Consider the following 26,408-nt stretch of genomic DNA (forward strand, 5'->3'; position numbering starts at 1 on the left):
AATAGACAAAATACGGATAAGTGGTGACGACTAATGACAGCAAATCAACCTAAATCAGCAAATATGAAGGACGTGGCAGCGCTAGCTGGGGTGTCGATTGCGACCATCTCCCGGTATTTGAACGGGGAAACGAATCGGATGTCCAAGGTGACGGCGGCGAAAGTTGCGGCGGCAATTGAGAAGCTGAATTACGTTCCAAACTCTAGCGCGCGGCAGATGATCACCAAGTCCAGCAAGATGATTGCGGTCATTACAGCCAATATCGATGACTACTTTTCTAGCGAGTTGTTTAAGGGGATTAGCTCGATCTTGGAGAGTCAGGGCTACATTGGCGTGTTGTTTGATGCGGACTCGGATAATGCTCGGGAGCAGAAGCTGCTGGAAGTGATTGGCCGGCAAGTATTTGACGGGTTAATCATTCAACCGGCGAATGACCCACAAACGATTCAACAGGCGCTACGACGGCAGTTACCAGTCGTTGTTGTTGACCGGGAGATGGATGCGGGGACTTGGCCACAAGTGGTCACGGATAACTACCAAATCGCGCGGCAAGCAACGCAGCATTTTCTAGACGAAGGTCAGACGCACGTTATCGTGCTGACATCGGATGTTCATCTGGCACGGACGCGGCAGGAACGGTACCGTGGCATTTTGTCCGTAGCGGATAACGTTGATACGATTGAGGTTTCAGAAACGTCCTATAATCATTCGGCTGTTTACCAACAGTTAAAGGCGGCGTTGACGCGTTCGACGGAACGAACGCTGGTGTTTGCGTTAAAGGAGCGCTGGTTCCTTGAATTCATCCCAGATTTGATCAACGAGGGGCTACTAGACGGTCATCAAGTAACGGCAACCGGTTTTGCGGATACCGATACCGCCCGGCGATTAGCGCCAAATACCCAACTGATTACGCAGAATCCATACTTGATGGGGGCTAGCGCTGCGGAACTGCTCTTGCAGGAATTGCAGGACCCTAAACTGGATTTAAGTCACCAAAAGCTAATCCAACCGGCCAAGTTTGGCTAATAGATCAAAAAAATGAAAATAATTTTCGGAAAAAACATGCAAAATTGATGCATGTTTTTTCAAATTGAGCCGAATAATGACTTGTCAAAGTCAGCTGTGACGGGGTATTTCGGAACTGAAGCCGAATAGGGGTTAAGACTAATCCGGGGATGTTCGGGAATGCGGTAGAACAGGTGTTAAAAATGAAAATTTAGCCAAAAACTCGGTCACCGAACACTTTTAAATATAAGCGAAATCGTCAAAAAGCAACGGAAAGTATGTTAAAATAAAAGAAACATGAGAGTACGATGATATAACTTTGAGAGTGGTGGTTAATTATGACTGAAAGTATCTTTTTATTAACCCCTGAAGATAAAAACTTTATTTCGCACGTTTGTCGCAATCTTCAGACGTTTACCATGTGGGTTAATGATTCGGGACACCCGGAGGACTTTGAATTACAAGAGGCCCGTCACACTAGTGCCGACTACCTACTAAGTAATATTTTAGAAAAAGATCATCTAGAATTAACGGACAAGGCTGCTGCCGTTCATCGGTTAGCTACGGGCAGTTTTGCGAAGAAAAAGATTGATATCGTAGCAGTGATTAAGGAAGTCGCACAGTTGTTAGATACTTATGCGGCGAGTTTGTCATGAGGAGGCGCGGGACAAAACGCGTTTAGGTCCCAGAATATAAGAGAATAGGCCCGTGGATTCCTGGTTTTGGAATCTACGGGCCTATTCTCTTATATGGCCGGGACCTGAGTTTTATCCCGCGTTTAGACTAGATAACAGTCTTGAAATTGAGTAAAATTTTTAACTAACTTTGAGTTAAGAAATGAGTTCGATACTTACCAATATAGACTTTTTTTCCCAACTTCATTAACCTTCAATCTTTAGCGCGCCTATTATCGTTGTTGTTGCGGTTTCTTCGATTGATGCAACACCAGTTGTGACGAAGCACTGGCTAGCGCCACACCCAGTCCTAATGGCAGGAGGGCTGAGTAATCGAGATGGCAGACTTCAAAAATCATGAACAGTGCCATAAATGGTGCCTGTTGTGAGCTTGCTAGCAGCGTTGCGGCGCCAATCAAGCCACCTTGCCAAATCGTGATGCCGGGGATCAACATGTGGGCGACAACGCCCAAACTCATCCCAATCGTAGCCCCAATGGCAATTGAGGGGGTTAGTGTCCCACCAGAGGCACCGGCCCTTAGCGAGAACACAGTGACCAGGGCTTTAGCGAGTCCGCCAATTAAGAAGATGCCGATCAAGCCAGATGACTGATTCGTCATCGCCGGTTGTGCCAGCGCGCGACCATTACCTGAAATTTCAGGATAGAAGTACGCAATCGCGCCGGTTAACACAGCTGCAGCAGGTAGTAACCACAGAATTGAGCGGTCACGAGCTTGGTGCTTATTTGCCCATTGGAAGAAGCGGCGGAAATAGGCGCCGACAACGCCACACAATGGCCCAACGACAATGACTAACACCACTGAAATTGGTGAGAAGTCACCGTTACCCACAGCGTAGTACGGATGAAAGCCACGCAAGGTGGACCCGACTAACATCGCAACGGATGACATGGTGAGGCTCACGGCGACGGCTCTACCAGTGACTTTTTTATACAATAGTTCGATAGCAAACATGGTCCCGGTCAACGGTGCGATGTAGATGGCCGCAAAGCCAGCTCCCGCAGCCGCTGCAATCAATAGCTTGCGGTCCTCTTCATCAAAGGTGACCCCGAAACGATGTAAAAATCGTTGCCACGTTTGGGAGAGCATGGCACCAAATTCTCGTGGCGCCAATTCACGGCCGACTGACCCGCCCGTAGCGACAAAGAAAATTTGGGTGAAAACGTGAACCGCAGTCGTCCACACCGGCATGGTTTCGCCATCTAGCGCTTTAGCGATGCTAACGGTAGGCTTCATTTTGGTTCGCATGTAGTACCACACAATGGCCGCAATGACGCCACCAATCACCATGGATACTAATCGCCGAGTACCGCTAGCGTTAGCCGCAAACGGACTCAGGGGTGTTTCGTTGAAATTTAAAAAAAGCTTTTCAATGATATCTAAAAAGTTGGCCAGAATCAGCGATCCTAAACCGGCAATTAAGCCAAGCATAACGGTTGAAATGCTCAGCATGAGTCTTTCACGTGTCTTTGTCATATAAATCAATTTCCCTCTTATTCTAATATGTGGACTTTTCCACCTAAAATAAGGTAGCACGGTTGGCGGTGAGATTCAACTTGAATTCGTTTTCGGCTTGAGGACAGGGATGAGGTTGTTTCAGGATTAAACGTTTTTAAATATAATCAGGTTGTGTGGCGTTGGCGGTTCACTTTGAGATAGTGGGTAACTACTACGTTGGTTTCGGCTAAGTGTAAGCTGGTATTTTTCGCGAATCGGCTACTTGGTGGAATTGCTAACGGTGGTGCTTTAAGGTCGCCGCGACGAAACGCGCGACGCAAAACTGAAGTCTGCACGTAAGGCACGCCCAACACAAAGTCGAGGCCCGTGACTTTATTTTGGGCGTGCCTTACGCTCCGACTTCAACCCGTTTTGCTTCGCGCTCTGTTATAATAGAACCCAGCAACTCTCCAACATACAAAAGTTTGGGGTTTGAAAAGAGGAGCGACGTTATATGCTGAGCTATTTTGCGTTAATCACGTTGGTCAAGCTTTCGGGGTTGTTGATCCCGTTTGTTTGGTTCCTGATCGTGAGTACCAAACGCTGGCGTCTTTGGGGGACGCTGGCCGTTGTTGCACTGTTTATCGTCAGTTATGTGAACACCTACTTTAACTTGCCTGATCTGGCTTATCCGGCCATGATCGATGGTTGGTTGATGTGGCTGATCGGTGGACTAGTGCTCGTTGCCGTTTTACGCAAATTTGTTTTCAACAAGGGTGCGGTGGAAGCCCGGGCCGAAAGTGAAGATAACATCTTCGCCCGGTTCTTCCAGCGCTTTGGTCTGACCGTTGGGTGGTTAGGCAAACTGTTAGGGGCTGCCGTTGGGGCAATCGTTGTGTTGATGGTTCTTGGCAGTATTTCAGCAGTCATCACTCAGATGAACCCAACGCCGGCGGTTAATTCCATTAAAACGGAAATGAACAACAGTACGAAGGGCGCACCAATGCCGGTTATCAAAGACAGCGCGGAAACGCCCGTTGTGAACGCCCCACAAACGGTGTCCACCGACATGAACAACTCACTGAACAGCTTTAAGAACTCCAACGTTTACGATTTGAACCACATGCGGGTTCAGATGTACAAGGGCAAGATGGTTTACGTGGCGCCCGTTGAGTTCTCCGGCGGTTTCTGGCGCTACATTCACTACCAAAAGGTGCCAGGGTACTTCATGACGAACGCGACGGATAAGAATGCGGATCCGAAGTTCGTCTCGAAGCCAATGCGCTACACACCAAGTGCCTACTTCAACATGGATGCCGATCGTCGAATCAGCGCTCGCAGTATGGGCTACACCATGGTGGGCAAGACGTCGCAGTTGGAAGTCGACAATAACGGGACGCCATACTACGTTCGGACGTTGGCGAAACCACTGTCGTATTTCAACCGAAACTACGACTTTAAGCACTACAAGGTTGCGGTGTTGAACACGATCACGGGTAAGGTGAAAGTTTACTCACCAAACAAAGTTCCGAAGTTCGTGGACGTTGCGGCCACGCCAGAGTTAGTTTCAGACGAAGTAACGATGTTTGGTAAATACCGTCACGGGTTCTGGAACGCCACCAGTTTTGGCGGTCATAACGATGTGATGAAGCCAACCGAAGCCGGGACTGAAGGCGGCGACAAGTTAACGCCATACGCCTACAAGGGCCGAATCTACTACTTCACCGGGATGACCAGTGTCAACAGTCACCAAAGTTCGATTTTGGGCTACGCTTTCGTGGACGCCCGGACGAACACGTTGCACTACTATCGCGAACACGGCAACGTGATGACGCCTGAACGGGCGATTTCATACGCGCAACAGGATATCAACCCGCAGAACTACAAGGGGACCTTACCACTGCTGTACCGGATCAACGGTGACCCAACCTGGGTCGTCTCCATGTTGGACCGGGATAATAACTCGTTTATGAAATACGTCTACTTACTGGCAGACGGTAACAACCAAAGCGGTTCTTACGCAGTTGGCGACGATGCGCGTAGCACGTTAGCGCTGTTTGAGCAACGGGTCGGCGGTAAGACAGCTGCAGCTGCGCCAAAGGTAACTGGGAAGACGATTTCTGGCACCGTTGAACGGGTTGTCAAACCGGATGATAAACAGATCCTGTTTATCCTGAAGGGCGACAGCCACGTTTACCGGATGGATACCACGTCCAAGGACTTCCAGCCAATCTTCCAGTTCGTGCAAGCGGGCGACAAGGTTAGCTTTAAGGCCACGGCAACGGATAAGAATCAACTCGCTACTGCGAACGTTGGGTTAACGACGTTTAAGAATGCGGCGTTGAAAACGAAATAAGCGATAAAAATAACGCGCCTCGTCAACTCGATTTGAGTTGACGAGGCGCGTTATTTGAGTTGTCTTCAGAGAAGTGTAATTAAAGGTTACTTAGCAGCGGTTTCAGCAGCTTCAATTTCAGCTAACGTTGGAATTGAAGGGTGAGCGCCCATGCGTTGAACCGTAATGGATGACGCCCGGTTAGCAAAGCGAATTGCATCAGGTAAGTTGCTGAGGTCCTTGTTTAATTGAGAGCTCAAAGCGCCAATAAAGGTGTCGCCAGCAGCGGTCGTATCAACGGCCTTAACCTTGAAGGCGTCCACGAAGCCGGTGTCGCCATCAGCGGTGTGGTAGAAGGCGCCCTTGCTGCCGACGGTGATGATCACGCATTTAGCACCCATTGCATGGAGCTTTTCAGCACCCTTGATCATGGAAGCTTCATCGGTGATCTCAACGCCAGTTAACGTTTGGCATTCCGTTTCGTTAGGGACCACTAAGTCGCTCACTGCCAGCAAGCTAGCTGGAATCGTGTCACGAGCTGGGGCTGGGTTGAGAATCGTCACAACGTCGTTAGCTTTAGCTTCTTTGAAAGCAGCTTCGGCAACGTCTAATGGCGTTTCGAATTGGGTAATGATGAAGTCGCTTTGGGCAATCGTGTCCTTGGCGTTTTCAACGTCAGTAGCGGCTAATTCTTGGTTAGCACCACCGTAAACGAGGATCGAGTTTTGACCTTCATCATCAAGTAAGATGAAGGCTTGGCCAGTCTTGGCATCCTTCGTTACAGTGATTTGGTCAACGTTAATGCCTGATTCAGTCATTGAGTTGATCATAAACTTACCGTTGGCATCGTCGCCAACTTTACCGATAAAGTAGGTATCAGCACCGGCCCGGCCAGCAGCGATCCCTTGGTTAGAGCCCTTGCCACCGCCAGCAAAAGATTGGTTGTGCATTGCGAGCGTTTCACCTGGTTTAGGTAAACGGGGAATCTCAAGAATAGTATCGACGTTCAAACTACCGATTACGGTTACGCGGTTTGTCATGTTAGGAAGCCTCATTTCGTTGATTGTTAGGGTTATCGTTAAGTTATCTAGTAAAACGTTTTACGTTAAATCCTGTTATTAATATAACAGATTGTTAAAGCGATTTCAAGCGGTCTGCAAATTAGTTCGGTAATGAGCGTTACCAGATGATTTGAGGGGTTATGAACGACCTGATTCACCTTAATGTGCCAGTACATCTAAAATGGTTCGCGTCTGATCGACTGAGAGTTGACCTGGAGCGGTTTCACTCCGAATCGTCGCAAAGGTCAGAGCGCTATTAAACGTTTGGCCTGCAACTCGGGTGACGGTACCCAGTGGCCCCATCGCAGTGGCGATAATGGGTTGTTCGACCTGCTGACCGGCATCGTGAGCGGCGTTCATCAACCCTAAAACATCGTTTGCATTCGTTGGCGTAATGGCCAATTCTAGTAAGTTACCACCTAACAAAGACATTTGGGTTAATTGATCGACCATTTCAGCTTCGGTTGGCGCTTGATCATAGTTGTGGCAGCTGATGATGGTTCGAACTTGTTGCCCATGAGCGAGGTCGATCAGTTGGCCCAGAAGTGTTGCGTCCCGTTGCCATTCAAGGTCGATGGCCGCAACGTTGGTGTTGCGTAAAATTGCTGTGTAGAGCTGTTGGTAATCACTATCAGAAAGCTGGCGTTTACCGCCCTGAGTGCGGTCGCGTAAGGTAATGATTAGTGGTAAATCACCTAAAATCTCAGTCAATCGGTTTGTTGTGGCAATTAAACCGGCCGTTTCTTCAAGACCGTTAAAGTAGTCTAGCCGCCATTCAGCGAGGTCGGCAGAAGAGGATACGATTTCGCCCGCTTGGCCGATGACTTGGTTGACGTCAGTACCGGTTATCGGCACGCAGATCTTTGGTATTCCAGCTCCAAGGGGGAGTCCTTTAAGAGAAATGGGCGTCATGGCAATAAAAGCCTCCTTTTTGGTCTAATCAGATTATCATTAAAAACGATAGCATGTTTGGGCGTTGAGCACAAGAAAACCCGTTCTGATGGCGTGAATTTAGGTCGTTATATGGAAAAGTTGACATAAATCAAACAGTGATTTTAATCGTATTTTAATGTTAATTTTATATGCTAACTGATAACGCAATTTTCTAGAAAGAACGGGTGAACACTTTGGAAGCAACCGAACAATTAGCGGCAATCGAAAGCTATACGGCGCAAAAGTTAGCCGATGATCAAACTGGCCACGGACTGGACCACATTCACCGGGTGGTTACGAATGCCAAGATGCTGTTGGCAGAGGAGCCATCTGCAAGTTATTTACTGACACTGAGCGCAGCGTACCTCCACGATGTGATCGACGACAAGTTAGTGGCGAATGTTGCCGATGCGCAAGCGGATGTTGAGCGGTTATTGACCTCGCTTGAGTTTACGACTGAACAGGTGCAAACCATCATGTTGATCATTAACAACATGTCGTTTAGCAAATCCCTCACGGATGACCAACAACCGTTACCGCTAGAAGGGCAAATCGTGCAGGATGCTGACCGCTTGGATGCGATTGGCGCCATCGGGATCACCCGGGCGATTTACTATGGTGGTCACCACAGTGAAAAAATTTATGACCCCAAAATTGCACCACGTCAAAACATGACGAAGGCGGAATACCGAAATTTAGATAATGAAACGATCATTAACCACTTTTACGAAAAATTGCTGAAGCTGCCAGACCAAATGAACACGCCGGTTGCGAAGCGAATTGCTAAGAATCGGCAGAAGACCATGACGACGTTCTTGGAAGATTTTAAGGCGGAGTGGAATGGGTTGAAGTAGGTAGAGTGTGGAAAGAAGCGGTTAGAGAGCTGCACGTAAGGCACTTCCACCAGAAACCCCGGTTTTGGGGTTTGTGGTGGAAGTGCCTTACGTGCAGCTCCCTGCTTCTTGGAACATGTTTAGACTAGATAATCGTTTTGAGCAAAATTTTTAATTAGGTTTGTTTTGAGAAGCGAGTTTGATGTTTACCAATGTGGACTTTTTCAGTCACTGAGGGAATTGATTTGTTAAGTTTGTTAGGGTGGTGTTGGCGACGAGCGTTGCTGCTATATTGGTTTCGGCGCCTTTTTAGGATTTGACTTAGGTGCATGATCGGTTATTTAGATAAATTGCTCACGAAACCGCAATGAGGCAACCACGCCGAAATGCGCTACGCAAAGCAGAGACTTGCACATAAGGCCCCCTCACCACAAATCCCAAAACCCGGGATTAGCTGATTAGTTGATTAGAGTGCAAATTGGCGACGAGCATTACTGCTATATTGGTTTCGGCGCCTCTGTAGGATTTGACTTAGGTGCATGATCGATTATTTAGAAGAATTACTCACGGAACCACATTTAGGCAACCGCGCCGAAATGCGCGCCACAAAACTGAGAGTTATGTATAAGGGCGTCCTCAGTAAAACTACCAAAACCCGGTAGTTTCACTGAGGACGCCCTTATACGCCACTCTCAAAGCGTTTTGTTCTGCGCTCTATTCCTCATCCAACGTCACAAACGTATTATAATTAAAGTAATCATACCGCAAGCGCATGTTGGACACTTCAAACGGGGTACCATCGTCCAGGAAGAAGATGCCTTCCATAATGGCAACCGGTTCGTTTGGTTTTAAGCTCAGTAATTTTTGATCTTCCTCATTGGAAGGGGCCACCTTCATCGTCATGAATGACTTCGTGACGACTTTGTTTTGCTCTTCTTCTAAGTAGTTAAAAATTGAGCCTGAAACCACCTTTTGTGACAATTCTGGCGCGATTTTGATTGGAATGAAGCCCCGTTCGATCATGAAGGGCTTGTCGTCAAACTTACGTAATCGTTTGATCTCATACACAAAATCACCGCTCTCCAAGAAGAGATCCTGTTGCATCTCTTCTGAAGCCGGAACAACCTGAAACGACAACAGATCGATACTCTGTGTCTGACCGTCGCTTTGAAAACTATCGGTGACCCCCAGATTCGACCCTTCATAGTGGAAGATCGTTTGGTTTTTCATATATAGCGGGTTAATAAAGGTTCCGGAACCCCGTTTTTTGAAAATAATGCCCTGATTTGCTAAAACACTCAACGCCCGCTTGATTGAACTGCGGCTAACGTTGTATGCTTCACTTAGGCTTCGTTCATCTGGTAGTCGCTTGTTTGGAAACTGATTATCGTGAATACGTGCTTTCAAATCGTGTAGCACTCTTCGGTAGACTAAATCTTTCATGGATGATGCGTTCTCCTTGCAACCAACTGACTGATTCTATAGTTGTATCGAGTATAACAGATTTTAAGCAGTTCGCCTACTTTGAAGCGCACTATTTCAGAAATTGGTTCTATTCAATCTGATTTCTGGGCTGTACCAATATTAAATAAAGTGAGGATTCAGACCTATGGCAAAAAAGAAAAAAGGTAGTCAGCTACATAAAACGTTGGTTGAACAGATTCTTGATAAGGCGAAGATTCCGTATCAGCAACTGACCTTCGCCACTCATGAAGAGGGCGACGTTGCGCAAGTCGACATTGATGAAAATCAGTACGACGAGCATACCATTTATAAAACCCTCGTGGCATCCGGCAAAACGACCGGTCCCGTGGTCGGGGTACTACCGATTGACACGCATTTGGATCTCAAAAAACTGGCCAAGGCCTCTGGCAACAAGAAGGTCAGCATGGTGCCACTCAAGGAACTCGTTAAAACGACGGGCTATGAGCACGGCGCCAACACACCAGTTGGCATCTGGGAAAAGTTAAAGTACCCGATCTACTTTGATAACACGGCCAAGGAACAGGGCGACATTATTGTGTCGTCGGGGCAAATTGGCCGTTCCGTTAAGTTAAATGCAGAAGACGTCTGCAAATTAGTTCACGGAAAATTCGTGGATTTATTGGAGCAATAATCAGAAATTTAGGAAACACCTAGGATTCGATTGAGAATTCTGGGTATTTTTTGCATTTTATTTAAGCTATGTAAAGTTCTGGTAAAGTCGGTCAAATTGTTGGACTTGCTCGATTGAATTTGGCATAATTCAACTTGTGAAGTCGTGCTGACCGACTTTTAAATAATTGGACCGTATCAATTATTTAAAAGGTTGACTTTTCGAAAAAACGGTCTATGATAGGGGTGTAAATTAGTAACGGGGTATGTCACTAAACTGATTTACCCTTGAACAAAGCTTTAACTTTATGATGTAGTGAATCTTATTAATCAATCAAAGGAGTGTTACTCTAATGGCAGTAGATTACGATTCCAAACAGTACTTGGAAGGCGTTGACACTTATTGGCGTGCAGCTAACTACTTATCAGTTGGCCAACTATTCTTACGGGACAACCCATTGTTGAACCGGGAATTAACTTCTGACGATGTAAAGGTTAAACCTATCGGGCACTGGGGCACGATCGTTTCACAAACGTTCATTTATGCCCATTTGAACCGGGTCATTAACAAGTACAACCTGAACATGTTCTACATTGAAGGTTCAGGTCACGGTGGCCAAGTCATGGTTTCAAACTCGTACCTTGATGGCAGCTACTCAGAAATTTATCCAGCAATTACTCAGGATGAAGCTGGTTTGAAGAAGTTATTCAAACAGTTCTCATTCCCTGGTGGTGTGGCTTCCCATGCTGCGCCTGAAACTCCAGGTTCAATCCACGAAGGTGGCGAACTCGGTTACTCACTTTCCCACGGGACTGGTGCAATTTTAGATAACCCTGACGTCATCGCCGCTGTTGAAATTGGTGATGGTGAAGCTGAAACCGGTCCATTAGCGGCTTCATGGTTCTCAGATAAGTTCATCAACCCAATCAAAGATGGGGCTGTTTTACCAATCATTAACATGAACGGCTTCAAGATTTCGAACCCAACGATCCTATCACGGATGTCTGATGAAGACTTGAAGAACTACTTCACCGGGATGGGCTGGGATCCAGAATTCGTTGAAGTTGCTGATCCAGACGACCACATGCCAGTGCACGAAGCAATGGCTAAGGCGATGGACAGCGCAATTGAAAAGATTCACGCAATTCAAAAGAACGCTCGCGAAAACAACGACAACTCGTTGCCTAACTGGCCAATGATCATCTTCCGTTCACCAAAAGGCTGGACTGGTCCTAAGAGTGACTTCGATGGTAACCCCGTTGAAAACTCATTCCGTGCGCACCAAGTGCCACTTCCAATTGCCGCTGGTGAAATGGAACACGCTGACAAGTTGGTTAGCTGGTTGAAGTCATACCATCCAGAGGACTTCTTCAACGCTGATGGCTCAATCAAGGATGAAGTTCGCGCCTTTGCACCAAAGGGTGACCAACGGATGTCCATGAACCCAATCACTAATGGTGGGATCAAGCCAGAACCAATGAAGTTGCCAGATTACAAGGAATTTGCAATCGACGTTAAGACCCCAGGTGCTACTCAAGCACAGGATATGTTAGTTTGGTCTGAATGGGTTGCTGAAGCGATGAAGCTCAACCCGAACAACTTCCGTGCATTTGGCCCTGACGAGACGAAGTCTAACCGGTTGTACGCTGCCTTGGATGAAGGTAAGCGTCAATGGATGGAAGATATCAAGGAACCTAATGACGAAGACATGGCACCACAAGGTCGGATCATTGATTCTCAATTATCTGAACACCAAGCTGAAGGCTGGTTGGAAGGTTACGTCCTCACTGGTCGTCACGGCTTCTTCGCCACTTACGAATCATTTGGCCGGGTCGTTGACTCAATGTTGACCCAACACATGAAGTGGTTGCGTAAAGCCGCTGAACAACAATGGCGGAACCAATACCCATCATTGAACTTCGTGGATACGTCAACTGTCTTCCAGCAAGACCATAACGGCTACACCCACCAAGATCCAGGGATGCTGACTCACTTGGCTGAAAAGAAGCCAGAGTTTATCCGTGAATACTTGCCAGGTGACGCCAACACCTTGTTGGCCGTTGCTAACGTGGCCTTCGCAAGTTACGAAAAGATCAACTTGCTGGTTACGTCAAAGCACCCACGTCCACAATGGTTCTCAATTGATGAAGCCACTAACTTGGTTAACAACGGGTTAGGCTACATTGACTGGGCTTCAACTGACCAAGGTGCCGAACCAGACATCGTCTTCGCTGCCGCTGGTAGTGAACCAACTTGGGAAGTCTTCGCCGCCGTTTCATTGTTACACGACGAATTCCCAGACATGAAGATTCGGGTCATCAATGTGGTTGACCTCTTGAAGCTTCGTTCACCTAAGAACGACCCTCGTGGCTTGACTGACGACGAATTCGATCGTTACTTCACTGTCGACAAGCCAGTGATCTTTGCCTTCCACGGCTTTGAAGACTTAGTTAAGGACATCTTCTTCGATCGTCACAACCACAACTTGCACGTCCACGGTTACCGTGAAAACGGTGATATCACCACACCATTCGACATGCGGGTCTTGAACGAACTCGACCGGTTCCACTTGGCCAAGGATGCTGTCTTGAGCATTCCTGACTACGCGGTTAAGGGCGCTTACTTCGCTCAACGGATGGACGACATGGTTGCTAAGCACAATGCCTACATTCGTGAAAACGGGACCGACTTACCAGAAGTTAACAACTGGAAGTGGCAACCACTTAAGTAATTTAACTGTTAATGTGTTATGCGAAAATCCTCGACAATTTTGTCGGGGATTTTTTGTTTTACCTAGTGTAAACGTTCTTCGGTTTAGTTTGCGAAGTGCGCTGATTTGTGTAATCTATCGATTCCGGTAGCCGGCTAGGTTCCTGCTGTGGGGCCGGCCTGAGCCGAAGAGCGGTCTCAGGCCTCGAATTGAAGCCTCGCCAAAACCCGCGCGAGTCTTCAATTCGTCCCCGATAATTGGCGGTTGTTGGGAAAGCACCACCAACCACCAATTATCGCGACACAGCATCCACCTAACCGGCTACCTACATCTTACATGGTGCCGTTCGGTACTATTGCAGAGCATCTCAAGCGGTAATTTGAACTGTTTGCTGCAAAATTGTTACGCCTGACGTTGATTTAACAACTGTTAAAATTGATCAGCGGTTAATGTTTCATCATCGCAATGGTGAACGTTAAGCTATTCTGGACGTTGACTTAACATGCTTGAGCATATTGTTGACGCAATACAGTAACGTTATCGTTCAGCACATTACTGAGATGTTCGCTAATTATCATCGTGCGACAGTTTAGTCCTTCATGATAAATTTTCGGGCGTGCGGTCTCGATGCCGACAACGCACAAACAAGAGGTCGGTCTGAAAATTGGGCTCAGCCGTGTCGTTTCACTTGGGTGGCGTGCCTTGCCGCCCTAGTGAAAGACCTGCTTTTGAGACGCGACTTTCGGCTCAAAACAGTGTCCACGGCGTTCCAGCCCAAATTTTCAGGCCGACCGGCTGTGCCCATGATATCACCCATAATCAACGTTCGAACGAAACAAAATGGTACAAGCAAAAATATTTAGTTAGTTTTAGTTGACAAGAACTAACTAAATAACTATACTCTATTTTGTTAGTTAGCAGAAGCGAATCCTAACTAAATACTAAACGATAATTCGAGGTACTTAACCATGACCCATGATTCTCAAGAATTGATTCAATTGTTTGGCCGTTTATTTCAGCAACGGACGTTTATGAGTGCGGTGTTGCGCACCAGTAAGTTTGATCAGCATCAGCCTAATCGCGGACAGATTCGGGTATTGCAACTCTTGTCAGAACATGAACAGTTGACGAACTCGGACATTGTGGACGAGCTTGATATTCGACCTAGTTCGGCCAGCGCACTGGTGAGCAAGTTAGAAGATGGTGGGTTGATCGAGCGACACGCTTCAGAAGAAGATAAGCGGGTGATGTTGATCTCACTCACTGAAAAGGGGCACAACTTTATTTCAGCGGCGCAATCATTGAAGGATGGCGTGTCTGAATCTTTGTTTGACTCACTTTCCAGTGAAGAACAGCAGCAATTAGCCGGGACATTGCGGAAGCTACTGGCTGATTTAGACGAAAAAATGCCGAACTGGCCGGATCACAAACAGCTTCACGATTACTTCAACCACCATCATGATTTCGGTGGTGACTTCGGTCGATTCGGGTTCTTCCGCAACGACCGGCGGGATAACGATTAATAAAGAAGGCGTATGAGATGAGAGAGATGCAAGGGCGGCCACAAGCTAAGGGTGGCACGCGTGAAAAATTTAACTTTAAGCAGTTTGTTCAATTGATGATTCACATCAAACCGCATTTTTGGCAACTGGGTGTTGGCTTGGGGTTGGGGTTAATTGCGACCATTGTGCAATTGTTGGTACCGCAGTTTGCGAAAAACCTAATCAACCAGCTTGGCCACCAGCTTAATTCGGGGTTAGTGATCACGTTGATCGTGGCCTTTGTCCTGAGTGCACTGGTGAGTGCAGTGTCAGGGAGTGTATTAGGATTCTTCGGTGAAGACGTCGTTAACAAGTTACGACAGTTCTTATGGGATAAGGTTTTAAAGCTACCAGTTGGGTATTTTACCGAAGTGCGTTCCGGCGAAGTTGCTTCGCGGCTCGTCAACGATACGTCTCAGGTAAAGGATCTATTAGCCAATTCCGTGCCTAGCATGGTGACCTCGATCCTCCAGTTGGTGGGGGCGTTGATCTTGATGCTGTTCATGGACTGGAAGATGACGCTGATCATGTTCATCGCGGTACCGTTGGTGGTGCTGGTGATCATGCCAGTGGCGGTGCAGTCGCATAAAATCGCTCACGCTCGGCAGGATGCGCTGGCTGATTTCAACGGTGAAGCCAGTGAAATGTTGAGTGACATTCAGTTGGTCAAATCTTCAACGGCTGAAACGGTCGAACGCGAAGCCGGCCACACTAAAATCAAGCGGTTATACCAAATCGGCTTGAAGGAAGCCATTTATGATTCCATTGCCTCACCAATAATGCAAATGGTAATGATGGCACTGGTGATTGGCATGCTGATCTACGGTGCCAGTCGAGTGGCAGCGGGCAACATGACCTTTGGGACGCTGATTTCTTTCTTAATGTACCTGATTCAACTGATTGGCCCATTCGCAACGTTAGGCCGATTCTTCTCGGACCTCGCCAAGGCCAGTGGGTCAACGGCCCGAATCCAAGAGCTGTTAAATGCCCCCGAAGAAGACCAAACTTCTGGCGAGTTCGTTCAAGCTGACGGACAAACGTTGACGGTCGACCACGTTGATTTTAGTTATGCAGATAGTGCGCCGATTCTAAAGGACGTGTCCTTTGAAGCGAAACCCAACAGTGTTGTGGCGTTTGCAGGGCCTTCTGGTGGTGGTAAGTCAACCATCTTCAAGTTATTGGAGCGGTTCTACGACCCAACCAGCGGGACAATCAAAATTGGTGATACGGTGGTCAACCAACTGAACCTCAACGACTGGCGACAACAGATCGGCCTCGTTAGCCAAGATGCAACGATCATGGCCGGAACGATTCGCTACAACCTGACGTACGGGTTGAAGGGTGAGTACACGGATGATCAACTTTGGCAGGTGCTTGAAATGGCCTACGCTAAAGACTTCGTTGCCGACATGGCTGATGGGCTTGAAACGCAAGTTGGTGAACGTGGGGTGAAACTGTCTGGCGGTCAGCGACAACGAATCGCGATTGCGCGGGCGTTCTTGCGTGATCCGAAGATTTTAATGCTGGATGAAGCCACGGCTAGCTTGGATTCTGAATCTGAAATGATGGTTCAAAAAGCGTTAGAGAAGTTGATGCACAATCGAACCACGTTGGTAATCGCACACCGGTTGAGCACAATCGTGGATGCTAATCAGATCTACTTTATCGAGCATGGTCAGGTGAGTGGGCACGGGACGCATACGGAACTGTTGAAGAAACATTCGTTGTACCGGGAGTACGTGGAGAATCAAAGTGCTGCGGGGCAACTCGCATAAAAATAATCCATTATAGACGTCTGATAGGTGATTTAGTGAACCCTATCAGGCGCCTTTTTAGGTTATTAAAGGGATAATGACCCAAAACCAAACAAATCCGTCTTCGAAATCCCGAATTAACTAGGTACACCGCGCCATCTCTGCTAAACTTAAGGCAACAAAGACGATTCAATTGGGGGCGATCAGGTGTTAGCGATACAGGAACTTTCCAAACGTTTCGGGGATTTGCAGGCGTTGCAAAAGATTTCGTTTTCGGTTCAAAAGGGTGAAATTATGGGATTGATTGGCCAAAATGGGGCTGGTAAGTCGACCACGTTCCACAGCATTTTGAACTTCATTCACTACGATGGTCAGATTAGTTGGGACGATCACACGATTGATGAGCGGGTGTTCAATCAGATTGGGTACCTGCCGGAAGAGCGGAGTTTGATGCCGAAGATGACGGTGGAACAACAGATTTTGTATTTAGCCAGACTAAAAGGACAATCGGCTCGGAAAATCAAACCGGAGATCGACCGCTGGATGGCGCGGTTTGAGGTGAAGGGCAAGCGGTCCGATAAAATTAAATCGTTGTCGAAGGGGAACCAGCAGAAGGTGCAGTTGATTTGCACGCTGATTCACCGGCCATCGTTGATCATTTTGGATGAACCGTTCAGTGGGTTGGATCCGGTGAACGAAGATTTACTGAAGCAGGCCATTTTGGATGCTAAACATCAGGGCGCAGCGATTATTTTTTCCAGCCATGACATGGGTAACGTGGAATCGGTGTGCGATCAGCTGGTAATGTTACGAAAAGGACAGATGGTGCTTAACGGTGAGATTCGAGCGTTGCGCGATCAATTTGGTAAAAATGAGATCTTTGTCACAACGGATTGGCGGCCGGGTGATCTCGCTCAGTTGCCCCACGTGACGACCGTTGTGAACTTGTCGGCGAACCGTTACCTATTACGGGTGGATGATCCAGCAGCTGGTCCACTGATTTTTCAACGATTATCGAATGGCGAGTATCTGGAAGAGTTCAGTCAGCAGCCACCGACTTTAGATGAGATTTTTCGGTTGAAAGCGGGTGACGGGCGATGAAAAAACTATGGATCGTTACCGCGACAACGTATCTTCGACAGGTAAAATCTTGGAGTTTTGTGATTTTGGTGTTATCGCCATTTCTGATGATGGCCGTTTCGCTGGGTGTTGGCTTAGTATCGGCTAATTCAGCGTCTAGTGGTAATCAAATTGCGGTGGTAGCGGATCAGCCGGCGTTGCGTCAAGCGTATTTGAAGCAAACAGCGAAAAGTGATGTTAAGCGGTCGGTAACCACCGTCGCTGCGGCTAAAAAAGCGGTGAAGGCGGAGAAAATCAAGGGTTACGTGGTGTTGAAGTCGGGAACGCAGTTGGCAGCGACTTATCACGGCACTGACAGTCTTGATGTAACCGAAAAGGGCCAGCTAACCAGTGCGTTGACCCAACTTCAGACGCAGCAAAACGTTGCGCAGGCGAAGTTATCGAAGAAGCAACTGCAAACGTTACAGCAACGGGTTGCCTTCAAAGAAGTTGTCCAGAAGAAGACCGGGTTAGCCAAAATCGCCAAGATGGCCTCGTTTTGGATCTTAGTCTTCATGGTATACATGATTTTGACGACTTACTCGTCAATCACCGCACAGGAAATTGCATCGGAAAAGGGCACCAAGGTAATGGAAATCGTCTTTTCAAGTACCACGGCGGCTAAATACTTCTGTGGCAAGATCTTGGGCGTGTTGCTGGTCATTGCCACTCAACTTCTGGTGTACGTCCTTGGTGGTTGGGCGAGTCTGACGGTTGCGCGGCAACTGTCGTCAGCGAAACCGTTCTTTGATCAGTACGGGACGTTAGTTGACAAGGTTGTTCATAATCTGGTGAGTGTGAACCTAGTATTCCTGTTCTTAGGTGTGATCATTTATACGGTGCTAGCGGCCTTTAGTGGGGCACTGGTAGCGAAGGCGGAGGATGCGTCCAAGGCGGCGTACCCGGCAGTGTACCTGAGTATGATTGCGTTCTTCGCAACCTTCCCGTTCCAAAGTAACGCGGATGCGTTGCTGGTAAAAGTGTTATCATACGTGCCATTCTTCTCGTCGTACTTCATGCCATTAAGGGTGATCAACGGCAATGTGAGTGTTACGGCGGTGGCCATTTCGTTGGGGATTTTAGCGTTAACCATTATCCTGATGGTGTGGTATATCAGCCGCATCTACAAGGGCTTGATCTTGCAGGCCGATGAGGGGAATTTTTGGCATCGGTTGAGGAGAGGGTTGAGTTATCGGTAGAGCGTGACAAAACTCGGTTAGGTCCCAGAATATAAGCCAAACAAAAACGTGAGTCCTGGTCTTGGGACTCGCGTTTTTGTTTGGCTTATATGGCCGGGGCCTGAGTTTTGGCGCGCGTTTCGGCGTGGTGGCCAGAAAGCGCAAGTGTCTGCAATCCCAAAATCTTTCAGGCCCCCCAAGAAACACAAGTTAACCACCAGCCGAAAATTAGTAGCCGGAAAGCGGTGATTTTAGTTTTGCTATACTTTCGTTGCATTTCTTGCCTAGATAATTGGAGTTTGTGCTAGACCACCTTCAAACGCCCGAAAACTATCCGGCACCGGCGCCACCAACCGCACTTCCTCAAACGAAAACGGCAAAGGCAACTTCAACTGCCAACTATGTAGCAACAACCGCTGTTGCCGTGCATCGTGGGCGTACAATGGGTCGCCAACGATTGGATGCCCCAACGAAGAAAGATGCACCCGAATCTGGTGCGTCCGCCCGGTTTGAAGCCGAATGGCAACGAGGGTCGCGGCTTCAGTTCGCTGAATCACTTGGTAGTGGGTAATCGCTGACTGGGCGTGTTCACCATCGACCCGCCGTTTTCGCTGATCTTCAAGGTCACGCCCAATTGGTAACGCAATCGTACCGTGGTCGCTGTTGAAGCGACCGTGGACCCAAGTCAAATAAGTACGTTGGACCTGCTTTTCCTTGATTGCGCGGACGAGGGGTGGGACCACGGCAGGATTTTTAGCAATCAGTAGTGCGCCGCTGGTTTCTTGATCCAAGCGGTTTAAAATGTAGGGTTGCTGGCCCTTGGGTTGGAGGTAGGCGGCCACGTGGTTGAGGGTGGTGCCGACTTCACCCGGTTGGTTGGGGTGAGTTTTGCTGCCCGGTGTTTTGTTGACGACCAGTAAGTCGGCCGTTTCGTACAGGACGGCTACCGTGGCGGCGCTATCGGGATCGACGTTGCTGAAGGGGTGGTCGAAGTCTTCTGGCACAAAGGTGAGTTGAAGCTGGTCGCCTGCAATGACGTCGAAGTTAACTGGTCGGTAACTGCCATTGACCAGCACCCGTTGCCCGCGTTTTAAACTGAAAACGAGATGTTTAGGCAACCACCAGTCTTGCGTCAGTAGTTGCCGAAGGGGTTTGGCAGTGAAATCGGCTGGGAGGGTTGCTGTGAGTTGCCACTGGATCATTTAAACCACCTCCCGTTTGACTGAAAAACCATAGTGGGGCATGTCGATGCCGTAATAGTGTTTGACAGTAACGCCCCGAACCAGCATGCCATTACGAATGGCGACGTTCATGGACGCAAAATTATTGTCGCGGATGATCGACCACACTTCCGGTACGCGCAACGTGTCAAAAGCGTACCGTTTCGCACCTTGAGCGGCCTCAGTCGCATATCCTTGGTGCCAGTAATCGCGTTGTAGCAAATAGCCGATTTCGACAACCGGTTGGCCGTTAAAAATCTGGTTGGTCAGGCCACATTGGCCGATGAACTGACCATCGGATTTGCGAATCAGCGCCCACAAACCGTAGCCGTCTTCTTGATAGCGCCGTAAATTGTTGTTCAGCCAATCCGTCACTTCTTGGTCGCTAAAAGCGTGCGCGTAGGCGGCCATGGCGATGGGGTCTTGAAGGGTGTTGCTTAGCGCTGGGATATCAGCTGGGGTAAGTGGTCGAACGATGAGACGCTCGGTGCTGTAAATGGGGGACATGAGAGAGCTCCTTTTTTGGTAGATTGAAGACGGTAGTTTCTATTATATGTAAGTTAAAACGCCATGGCCGATCCTAACTGGAATCGGCCATGGCGTTTAGAGGTAATTTTAAATTACTGTTTGTTTAACTTTGACAATTCGGCTGGCTTAACGATTAAAACGTCGCAGACAGCGGAACGGCTGACGTAGTTGGTTACGGAGCCGATCATTAACCGTTCAACGGCAGTCAAACCGGTTGAGCCAATGACGATCAGTTGGGTGTCATGGTCAGCTGGGAATTCCCGGGCGATAACGGGCTTTGGGTTCCCAAAACGCACGTGAATATCAACGGACTTCACGCCAGCGTCTAAGGCCTTTTGCTTCAATTCGGTCAAGCGCGCTTGGACGTCTTCGGAAAGCTTGTAGATGACATCGCCACTCACAGCGCCCCCGTAAGTGTCACTAAACTGATTCACTTCTAGTACGTTCAGGATATCCAAATGGGTATCGTTTAACTTTGCAACTTCGATTGCTTTATCTAACACCGGATCGGTGGCTTTTGATCCATCAACTGGTGCGAGAATGTTTTGATATTGTTGGTCCATATACGCCACTCCCTCACTTATTATAAGTTTCAAGTTGAAGCTTGTCTCGTAAGCACGCCATGGTCTTGCCCAACGTTGATAACCACTTGTACTTCACCTTCTATTTTAACATAAACTATAAAATACCATTAAGAAAAAAGTAGTTTCCGCTCGTTTTTCTGAAAAAAGGTTGAGCTATAATCCCGGTTAAATTAGGATTTAGCCTCATTTATTTCACAAATACCAGCCAGAAGCACGGATTAAAGCGGTTTCTTTTTGCGCAAATTGTTGTAAAATCGACAGTAAGACGTGTCGTCATTGTGGCGTTAAGTGACGTAGATTGGTCAAGCCATGCGAAACTGACGACGGACGCTAATGAAAAACGAGTCACACTAAATCGCAGAGAGAAGGACGTTTGATGTACTACTACAACATGGCCTCACATGATATTGGGTATAATTTGGCTACTGAACAGTATTTAATGGACGACAAGGACTTTGACGAACCGCTGTTATTGTTTTACTACCAGAATCCGTGCATCATTGTCGGTCGGAACCAAAACACGCTGGAAGAAATTAATCAAGAATATATCGCGGAGCATAACATTCAAGTGACACGGCGATTATCCGGTGGTGGGGCGGTTTACGATGATCTCGGCAACGTGTCGTTTAGCTTTGTGGTGGATCGTGATGATGAGCGATTTGGCGATTTCAAAGCGTTTACGAAACCCATCGTGGATGCGCTGCGTGATATGGGTGCTACGGGGATCGAAGTTTCTGGCCGGAATGATATTCTGGTCAACGGCAAGAAGTTTTCTGGCAACGCAATGTACGTGAAGAACGGCAAGATGTTCTCCCACGGCACGCTGATGTTTGACGTTGACCAGAGCGTGATTGGTCATGCGCTGAACGTGCCAAAGGATAAAATGGCTTCGAAGGGCATCAAATCGGTGCGGTCACGGGTCACAAACTTGAAACCATACCTGAAACCGGAGTATCAAAACCTCACGATTGCGGAGTTCCGCGATACGATTTTGAAGAAGGTTTACGGTGTCGATAGTTTAGATGAGATTAAAGATAAGGCCTACGTTTTAACGGATGATGATAAGGCGCACATTAAGACACTGTACGATAACTACTATAATAACTGGGACTGGGTCTACGGCACCTCACCGGAGTTCACGGTCAAGAAACGGCAGCATTTTGCAGCGGGGACCATCGACGCTCGGGTGTTAGTTGAACGGGGTCGGATTAAGACCATCACGTTCTTTGGCGATTTCTTTGGTGAAAAGGATGCGAAAGAATTAGCCGAAAAGCTAAAAGGCGTTCGCTACGACCAACCCTCATTACGTGAAGCGCTAAAGGGCATTGATACCACCCAGTACTTCTCCGGCATCGATGTCGATACCTTCGTTCAGTTACTCGGCTAGCTTGCGCAATAGGCTACAAGCAAGTGGCTGTAACCGATTACATGAATGTGGTAAACTAGAAAATGGTTACATGATTGGTTATCATATTTGAAGGGAAGTTTGGGATATGCGCTACGTTTCAATGAAAGCTCATGATATTGGCCGGAACTTGGCCACTGAGCAGTATTTGATGAACAACAAGGATTTTGGGGAACCATTAGTCCTGTTCTATTACGAAAAACCCTGCATTATTGTGGGGCGCAACCAAAACACACTAGAAGAGATTAATCAAAAATACGTGGAGGAAAACGGCATCACCGTTACCCGTCGGCTTTCCGGCGGTGGGGCGGTCTACCAAGACCTCGGCAACCTGTGCTTTAGCTTTGTGCTAGATAGCGATTCCGAACAATTTGGTGACTTCAAGTCCTTCGTTCAACCGATCGTCGATGCGTTACACGATATGGGTGCGACTGGCGTTGAGGTTTCGGGTCGTAACGATATCTTAGTGGATGGCAAGAAGTTCTCAGGGAACGCCATGTACACGAAGAACGGCAAGACGTTCTCTCACGGGACGTTGATGTTGGACGTTGACCAAGGCGTGATTGCGGATGCCTTGAACGTGCCAGAAGACAAGATCAAGTCTAAGGGCATCAAGTCTGTTCGTTCACGGGTCACTAACTTGAAGCCATACTTGGCACCAGAATACCAAAACATTACGGTTCCTGAATTCCGTGATATCTTGTTGAAGGAATTGTTCCACGTGGACAGCCTAGATGAGATCAAGGATCAAGAATACGTAGTAACTCCCGAAGACCAAGTTGAAATCGACAAGATCTACGAAGAATACTACAACAACTGGGACTGGGTTTACGGAACTTCACCAGAGTTCACCGTTAAGAAGCGTAAGCACTTTACCTCTGGGACAATTGATGCCCGGATCTTAGTTGATCAAGGTAAGATTTCACAAATCAAGTTCTTCGGTGACTTCTTCGGCCCTAAGGACGCCAGCGAACTCGCTGACACCCTGACTGGCATTCGCTACGATAGCGAACATTTGACTGAAGCTTTGGCTAATGTTGATACGAGCCAGTACTTTATGGGGATTGAAAAGACCGATTTGGTTGACTTGTTAGCTTAATTGAACTTGAACACTTAAACGCACTGTCGTTTTGGCAGTGCGTTTTTGTTTACTCTTGTGTCCAGCGTAAGCATTCTGCTATTCAGTTTGTGACGTGTGGTGATTGGCTTGAACTGACGATTCCGGTAAGCGGCTAGGTTCCTGCTATGGGGCCGGCCTGAGCCAAAGGGCGGTCTCAGCCCTCGAACACAGCATCCACCTAGCCGCTTACCGGAATCTGACATTGGCGCAGTACGTTACTATCACAGATCATCTCAAGCGCTTGACTGATTGGCTGCAGCATTGCAACGACCGAGATTGAGTCGCGTAACGTCAAAACTAATCATCAGTCAACGCTTCCTGAGAACGATGAACAAACGTCAATCTATTCCGAACAATGATTCAATGCGCTTGAACGTATTGTTGATTTGATGCGGTAACGTTGCCGCTCAGTACGTACTGAGATGTTTGTGATTGTCATCGTCCGACAGTTTAGCCCTTCATGATGAATTTTCGGGAGTGCGGTTTTGATGCCGAAAGCCCGCAAACAAGAGGTCGATCTGAAAATTGGGCCTCAGCCATGAAATTTTACTTGGCTGGCGTTTTTTGCCAGACTAGTAAAAGGCCGTATTCTGAGACGCGGGTTTTCGGCTCAGAATCGTGCCCATGGCGTTCCAGCGCCCAAATTTTCAGATCGACCGGTTGTCCCCACAATATCAACCATGATTAACGCGTTAACGATGCCAAACTGAACAAAGTCCGCACGCTGTCGCTGAGCACACACGTAACCAAAGAAACCGATGAGAATCCCAGCATTTGTTCGCTATCGCTTCAAGAACTATGCTACAATTTTGAGAGATGATCAGGAAACCTGGTCGAGTGGCGAATAAGGGCTGCTGGAGAGTTGATTGAAGTGAATAAAGGAGTTTTCACATGTTAAAGAAGCAACTGATTTCCCTGGGAATCGTGTCATGGGCACTGTTTTCAGTGATTAACTTGGTGATGTCGTCCAAGCTGGCGGCATTTGGCCATACGATTCAAATGGAGAGCATCATTAAATCGTTGGTGATCTCGGTGATTTTATACGCAGTGCCGATGGTGATCGGTGCGTTAGGGCAGAACTGGGGGTACTACGTGCTGGGGCTAGTGATCATGGTCTACTCGCTGGGACTAGTCAATGGTATACTGGCGGTATGGGGCCAAAGTAACGCCTCGCTAGGCATTCGTGCAGTGCTCGTTCTTGTGGGTTGCGGTGCCGTTGCATTTAACTTCTACTGGTTAACGGTGGCGTTCAAATATCGTAAGCAACTCCAAAACAAGCGCGATGACGAACTATTAAAGAAACTCAATCAAAACAAGTAATCGAGGTCGATCATGGATATTTTAGTGAAGGATTTTATTGAACAAGTTGAAGCCGAAAGTTACACACAGGCCGACTTTGACACGACCTTAGCCACCTTGACTAAGGATCCAGAAAAGGCAATTAAACCGGTAGTTAAGGCGTTAACGGATGCGGTTAAGGCTAATCAACTGGCTGGCGTAGCGTTAACGGTGACGGATGCGGACATTGTGGTTCGGCTTGAAACTAGCGTGATCAATTTGCCATTGCAGTACGTTAATGCGATGAAGAAGATGTTATCTGATGATGAAACCCTAGCGGTCAACGTCTACAGTGTTATTGAATCACCCGACGTTAACGCCTCATCGTTACGAATCGATAAGGTAGCTTCCGTTGACGATTTCGACGCCCACAATGCTGATATGGCAGGGGCCGTTGGGGACTGGATTGCCGATCAATTAACGCAAATTGAAGCTAACCAAAAGGCTGCAGCTGAAGCAGATGCCCAAACGGATAAAAAGGCGGCCGATTCAGACGAAGAAGCAACTGACTAGAATCCCTTCACATTGTCCTCGAAGTATGGTACGATGGCTTTATGCGATGAGTCGAGAATGTCACGTCATCAGCAATGGTGATCTGCGCAAGCAGCTCGGTGACCTTTTTGCACGGCAGGCCGTTTACTCCGTCGGATATACGGAGGCCTTGGCTCAAAGGAAATGTGGATTTTTGAGAGCCCATTTAAGCAATTAAGTGGCCGTTGAGACACCCAGGATTTTTCCTGGGTGTCTTTTTTGTACAGAGTGTGGAAAGAAGCGCCTAGAGATTGGAGCCTAAGGGCCACCCACCATAAACCCCGGGCTTGGGTTTATGGTGGGTGGTCCTTAGGTGCAGGTCTCTGCTTCTTGGAACACGTTTCGGCACGGTAGCCGGAACGATTCATAAACCCCGGGCTTGAGTTCATGGTGGGAATCTCTTAGGCTCCAGTTTCTGCTTTTTGAACAGGTTTCGTCACGGTAACCAGAACGCACAACTGAAACTAATCATAAAAAATAACCAATCAACAAAACAGATCATTCAAAACAGCGCCGAAAACCGATGGCGCCGTAAGTCTGCTCACCTAAGTCTAAAAATACTTTGTGAAAGTCCCTTGACACTCATCAAGATTAGAGTTAAATTAGAAAATAATTTCAGGATTTCAATTAAATATGAGGCAACGATGAGAAGAGTAAACAAGGCGGGTCCGCAAAGAGAGCTACGGTTGGTGAGAAGTAGTCGGCGCAAGTTGTTGAAGATGGTCTCTGAGCTTGACCAGGGGTGGCAGTCTGCTACCTGGTCCGTTGGCAAACGATATCATGCGGAGTATCGCTGCATTTAGCGGTACTTATCAAGATTTGAACTGTGAAGTTCAAGTAAATTTCAGGTGGTAACGCGAAACCCTCGTCCCGATTAACTCGGGATGGGGGTTTCTTTAGTTCCAAAACCAATTAGGTGGCGCGCCGCGGCTCGAAGCCAGTTTAACGGCTGGTTCGTGGCAACTTCTAATTGTTGCGTGTCAACCG

21 protein-coding genes are annotated in these 26,408 nt (G+C 47.7%); 14 read left to right on the plus strand and 7 right to left on the minus strand.

Annotation, left to right across the window (positions count from 1 at the left end; translation table 11 throughout):
• The first annotated feature begins 33 nt into the window (after positions 1–33).
• On the plus strand, positions 34–1,026 hold the full coding sequence (locus ACYVR3_RS03665) for a substrate-binding domain-containing protein (RefSeq protein WP_461243169.1): 993 nt from the start codon (positions 34–36) through the stop codon (positions 1,024–1,026).
• A gap of 317 nt (positions 1,027–1,343) precedes the next feature.
• Complete coding sequence (locus tag ACYVR3_RS03670; protein ID WP_461243170.1) at positions 1,344–1,661, plus strand: hypothetical protein; 318 nt, start codon at positions 1,344–1,346, stop codon at positions 1,659–1,661.
• A 251-nt stretch (positions 1,662–1,912) separates the two neighbouring features.
• On the opposite strand, the gene ACYVR3_RS03675 is transcribed toward ACYVR3_RS03670, so the two are convergent.
• Positions 1,913–3,175, minus strand: a complete 1,263-nt coding sequence (locus ACYVR3_RS03675; protein ID WP_461243171.1) for a chloride channel protein — start codon at positions 3,173–3,175, stop codon at positions 1,913–1,915.
• Between the two features lie 475 nt (positions 3,176–3,650).
• On the opposite strand from ACYVR3_RS03675, the gene ACYVR3_RS03680 reads away from it, so the two are divergent.
• Entirely contained in the window at positions 3,651–5,492 is a 1,842-nt protein-coding gene (locus ACYVR3_RS03680; RefSeq protein ID WP_461243172.1) for a hypothetical protein, read from the plus strand.
• Between the two features lie 86 nt (positions 5,493–5,578).
• On the opposite strand, the gene rbsK is transcribed toward ACYVR3_RS03680, so the two are convergent.
• On the minus strand, positions 5,579–6,511 hold the full coding sequence (rbsK, locus tag ACYVR3_RS03685) for a ribokinase (RefSeq protein ID WP_461243173.1): 933 nt from the start codon (positions 6,509–6,511) through the stop codon (positions 5,579–5,581).
• 180 nt (positions 6,512–6,691) lie between these two features.
• Positions 6,692–7,444: a type I 3-dehydroquinate dehydratase gene (gene aroD / locus ACYVR3_RS03690; RefSeq protein ID WP_461243174.1), complete on the minus strand. Its 753-nt coding sequence runs from the start codon at positions 7,442–7,444 to the stop codon at positions 6,692–6,694.
• Between the two features lie 215 nt (positions 7,445–7,659).
• Between aroD and ACYVR3_RS03695 the strand changes: the two genes are divergently transcribed.
• Entirely contained in the window at positions 7,660–8,319 is a 660-nt protein-coding gene (locus ACYVR3_RS03695) for an HD domain-containing protein (protein WP_461243175.1), read from the plus strand.
• A gap of 693 nt (positions 8,320–9,012) precedes the next feature.
• On the opposite strand, the gene ACYVR3_RS03700 is transcribed toward ACYVR3_RS03695, so the two are convergent.
• Positions 9,013–9,741, minus strand: coding sequence for a GntR family transcriptional regulator (locus ACYVR3_RS03700; RefSeq protein WP_054734963.1), 729 nt, complete (start codon positions 9,739–9,741; stop codon positions 9,013–9,015).
• A 166-nt stretch (positions 9,742–9,907) separates the two neighbouring features.
• Between ACYVR3_RS03700 and ybaK the strand changes: the two genes are divergently transcribed.
• From ybaK to ACYVR3_RS03730, 6 genes are all read left to right on the plus strand, one after another.
• Positions 9,908–10,414, plus strand: a complete 507-nt coding sequence (ybaK, locus tag ACYVR3_RS03705; RefSeq protein ID WP_054734960.1) for a Cys-tRNA(Pro) deacylase — start codon at positions 9,908–9,910, stop codon at positions 10,412–10,414.
• 331 nt (positions 10,415–10,745) lie between these two features.
• Complete coding sequence (locus ACYVR3_RS03710) at positions 10,746–13,124, plus strand: phosphoketolase family protein (RefSeq protein WP_461243176.1); 2,379 nt, start codon at positions 10,746–10,748, stop codon at positions 13,122–13,124.
• A gap of 947 nt (positions 13,125–14,071) precedes the next feature.
• The gene (locus ACYVR3_RS03715; protein WP_461243177.1) at positions 14,072–14,626 is read left to right on the plus strand and encodes a MarR family winged helix-turn-helix transcriptional regulator; all 555 of its coding nucleotides are present in this window, start codon (positions 14,072–14,074) and stop codon (positions 14,624–14,626) included.
• A 26-nt stretch (positions 14,627–14,652) separates the two neighbouring features.
• Positions 14,653–16,419, plus strand: a complete 1,767-nt coding sequence (locus ACYVR3_RS03720; protein ID WP_461243188.1) for an ABC transporter ATP-binding protein — start codon at positions 14,653–14,655, stop codon at positions 16,417–16,419.
• Between the two features lie 186 nt (positions 16,420–16,605).
• Positions 16,606–17,499 (plus strand): ABC transporter ATP-binding protein, encoded by an 894-nt coding sequence (locus tag ACYVR3_RS03725; protein ID WP_461243178.1) that lies wholly within the window; start codon positions 16,606–16,608, stop codon positions 17,497–17,499.
• Complete coding sequence (locus ACYVR3_RS03730; RefSeq protein WP_461243179.1) at positions 17,496–18,716, plus strand: ABC transporter permease; 1,221 nt, start codon at positions 17,496–17,498, stop codon at positions 18,714–18,716. The genes ACYVR3_RS03725 and ACYVR3_RS03730 overlap by 4 nt, the downstream gene beginning before the upstream one ends.
• A gap of 263 nt (positions 18,717–18,979) precedes the next feature.
• Here the strand turns inward: ACYVR3_RS03730 and ACYVR3_RS03735 are convergent, their stop codons facing one another.
• From ACYVR3_RS03735 to ACYVR3_RS03745, 3 genes are all read right to left on the minus strand, one after another.
• A complete protein-coding gene (locus ACYVR3_RS03735) occupies positions 18,980–19,897 on the minus strand; it encodes an RluA family pseudouridine synthase (protein ID WP_461243180.1) in 918 nt (305 codons plus the stop codon).
• Complete coding sequence (locus ACYVR3_RS03740; RefSeq protein ID WP_461243181.1) at positions 19,898–20,422, minus strand: GNAT family N-acetyltransferase; 525 nt, start codon at positions 20,420–20,422, stop codon at positions 19,898–19,900.
• A 113-nt stretch (positions 20,423–20,535) separates the two neighbouring features.
• A complete protein-coding gene (locus ACYVR3_RS03745; protein ID WP_054734938.1) occupies positions 20,536–21,006 on the minus strand; it encodes a universal stress protein in 471 nt (156 codons plus the stop codon).
• Between the two features lie 397 nt (positions 21,007–21,403).
• On the opposite strand from ACYVR3_RS03745, the gene ACYVR3_RS03750 reads away from it, so the two are divergent.
• From ACYVR3_RS03750 to ACYVR3_RS03765, 4 genes are all read left to right on the plus strand, one after another.
• Positions 21,404–22,414: a lipoate--protein ligase gene (locus ACYVR3_RS03750; protein ID WP_461243182.1), complete on the plus strand. Its 1,011-nt coding sequence runs from the start codon at positions 21,404–21,406 to the stop codon at positions 22,412–22,414.
• 106 nt (positions 22,415–22,520) lie between these two features.
• Positions 22,521–23,531 (plus strand): lipoate--protein ligase, encoded by a 1,011-nt coding sequence (locus ACYVR3_RS03755; protein ID WP_461243183.1) that lies wholly within the window; start codon positions 22,521–22,523, stop codon positions 23,529–23,531.
• A 912-nt stretch (positions 23,532–24,443) separates the two neighbouring features.
• Entirely contained in the window at positions 24,444–24,872 is a 429-nt protein-coding gene (locus ACYVR3_RS03760; protein ID WP_461243184.1) for a hypothetical protein, read from the plus strand.
• 12 nt (positions 24,873–24,884) lie between these two features.
• Positions 24,885–25,403 carry a hypothetical protein gene (locus ACYVR3_RS03765; RefSeq protein ID WP_461243185.1) on the plus strand — a complete coding sequence of 173 codons (519 nt, stop codon included), beginning with the start codon at positions 24,885–24,887 and terminating at the stop codon, positions 25,401–25,403.
• The last annotated feature ends 1,005 nt before the right edge of the window (positions 25,404–26,408 follow it).

This window comes from Secundilactobacillus muriivasis (genome assembly GCF_054785195.1).

Bases quoted from the DNA above. Each gene is read 5' to 3' on its own strand.
- ACYVR3_RS03665 (WP_461243169.1), top strand. From the start codon at position 34: ATGACAGCAAATCAACCTAAATCAGCAAATATGAAGGACGTGGCAGCG.
- ACYVR3_RS03670 (WP_461243170.1), top strand. From the start codon at position 1,344: ATGACTGAAAGTATCTTTTTATTAACCCCTGAAGATAAAAACTTTATT.
- ACYVR3_RS03675 (WP_461243171.1), bottom strand. From the start codon at position 3,175: ATGACAAAGACACGTGAAAGACTCATGCTGAGCATTTCAACCGTTATG.
- ACYVR3_RS03680 (WP_461243172.1), top strand. From the start codon at position 3,651: ATGCTGAGCTATTTTGCGTTAATCACGTTGGTCAAGCTTTCGGGGTTG.
- rbsK (WP_461243173.1), bottom strand. From the start codon at position 6,511: ATGACAAACCGCGTAACCGTAATCGGTAGTTTGAACGTCGATACTATT.
- aroD (WP_461243174.1), bottom strand. From the start codon at position 7,444: ATGACGCCCATTTCTCTTAAAGGACTCCCCCTTGGAGCTGGAATACCA.
- ACYVR3_RS03700 (WP_054734963.1), bottom strand. From the start codon at position 9,741: ATGAAAGATTTAGTCTACCGAAGAGTGCTACACGATTTGAAAGCACGT.
- ybaK (WP_054734960.1), top strand. From the start codon at position 9,908: ATGGCAAAAAAGAAAAAAGGTAGTCAGCTACATAAAACGTTGGTTGAA.
- ACYVR3_RS03710 (WP_461243176.1), top strand. From the start codon at position 10,746: ATGGCAGTAGATTACGATTCCAAACAGTACTTGGAAGGCGTTGACACT.
- ACYVR3_RS03715 (WP_461243177.1), top strand. From the start codon at position 14,072: ATGACCCATGATTCTCAAGAATTGATTCAATTGTTTGGCCGTTTATTT.
- ACYVR3_RS03720 (WP_461243188.1), top strand. From the start codon at position 14,653: ATGCAAGGGCGGCCACAAGCTAAGGGTGGCACGCGTGAAAAATTTAAC.
- ACYVR3_RS03730 (WP_461243179.1), top strand. From the start codon at position 17,496: ATGAAAAAACTATGGATCGTTACCGCGACAACGTATCTTCGACAGGTA.
- ACYVR3_RS03735 (WP_461243180.1), bottom strand. From the start codon at position 19,897: ATGATCCAGTGGCAACTCACAGCAACCCTCCCAGCCGATTTCACTGCC.
- ACYVR3_RS03740 (WP_461243181.1), bottom strand. From the start codon at position 20,422: ATGTCCCCCATTTACAGCACCGAGCGTCTCATCGTTCGACCACTTACC.
- ACYVR3_RS03745 (WP_054734938.1), bottom strand. From the start codon at position 21,006: ATGGACCAACAATATCAAAACATTCTCGCACCAGTTGATGGATCAAAA.
- ACYVR3_RS03750 (WP_461243182.1), top strand. From the start codon at position 21,404: ATGTACTACTACAACATGGCCTCACATGATATTGGGTATAATTTGGCT.
- ACYVR3_RS03755 (WP_461243183.1), top strand. From the start codon at position 22,521: ATGCGCTACGTTTCAATGAAAGCTCATGATATTGGCCGGAACTTGGCC.
- ACYVR3_RS03760 (WP_461243184.1), top strand. From the start codon at position 24,444: ATGTTAAAGAAGCAACTGATTTCCCTGGGAATCGTGTCATGGGCACTG.
- ACYVR3_RS03765 (WP_461243185.1), top strand. From the start codon at position 24,885: ATGGATATTTTAGTGAAGGATTTTATTGAACAAGTTGAAGCCGAAAGT.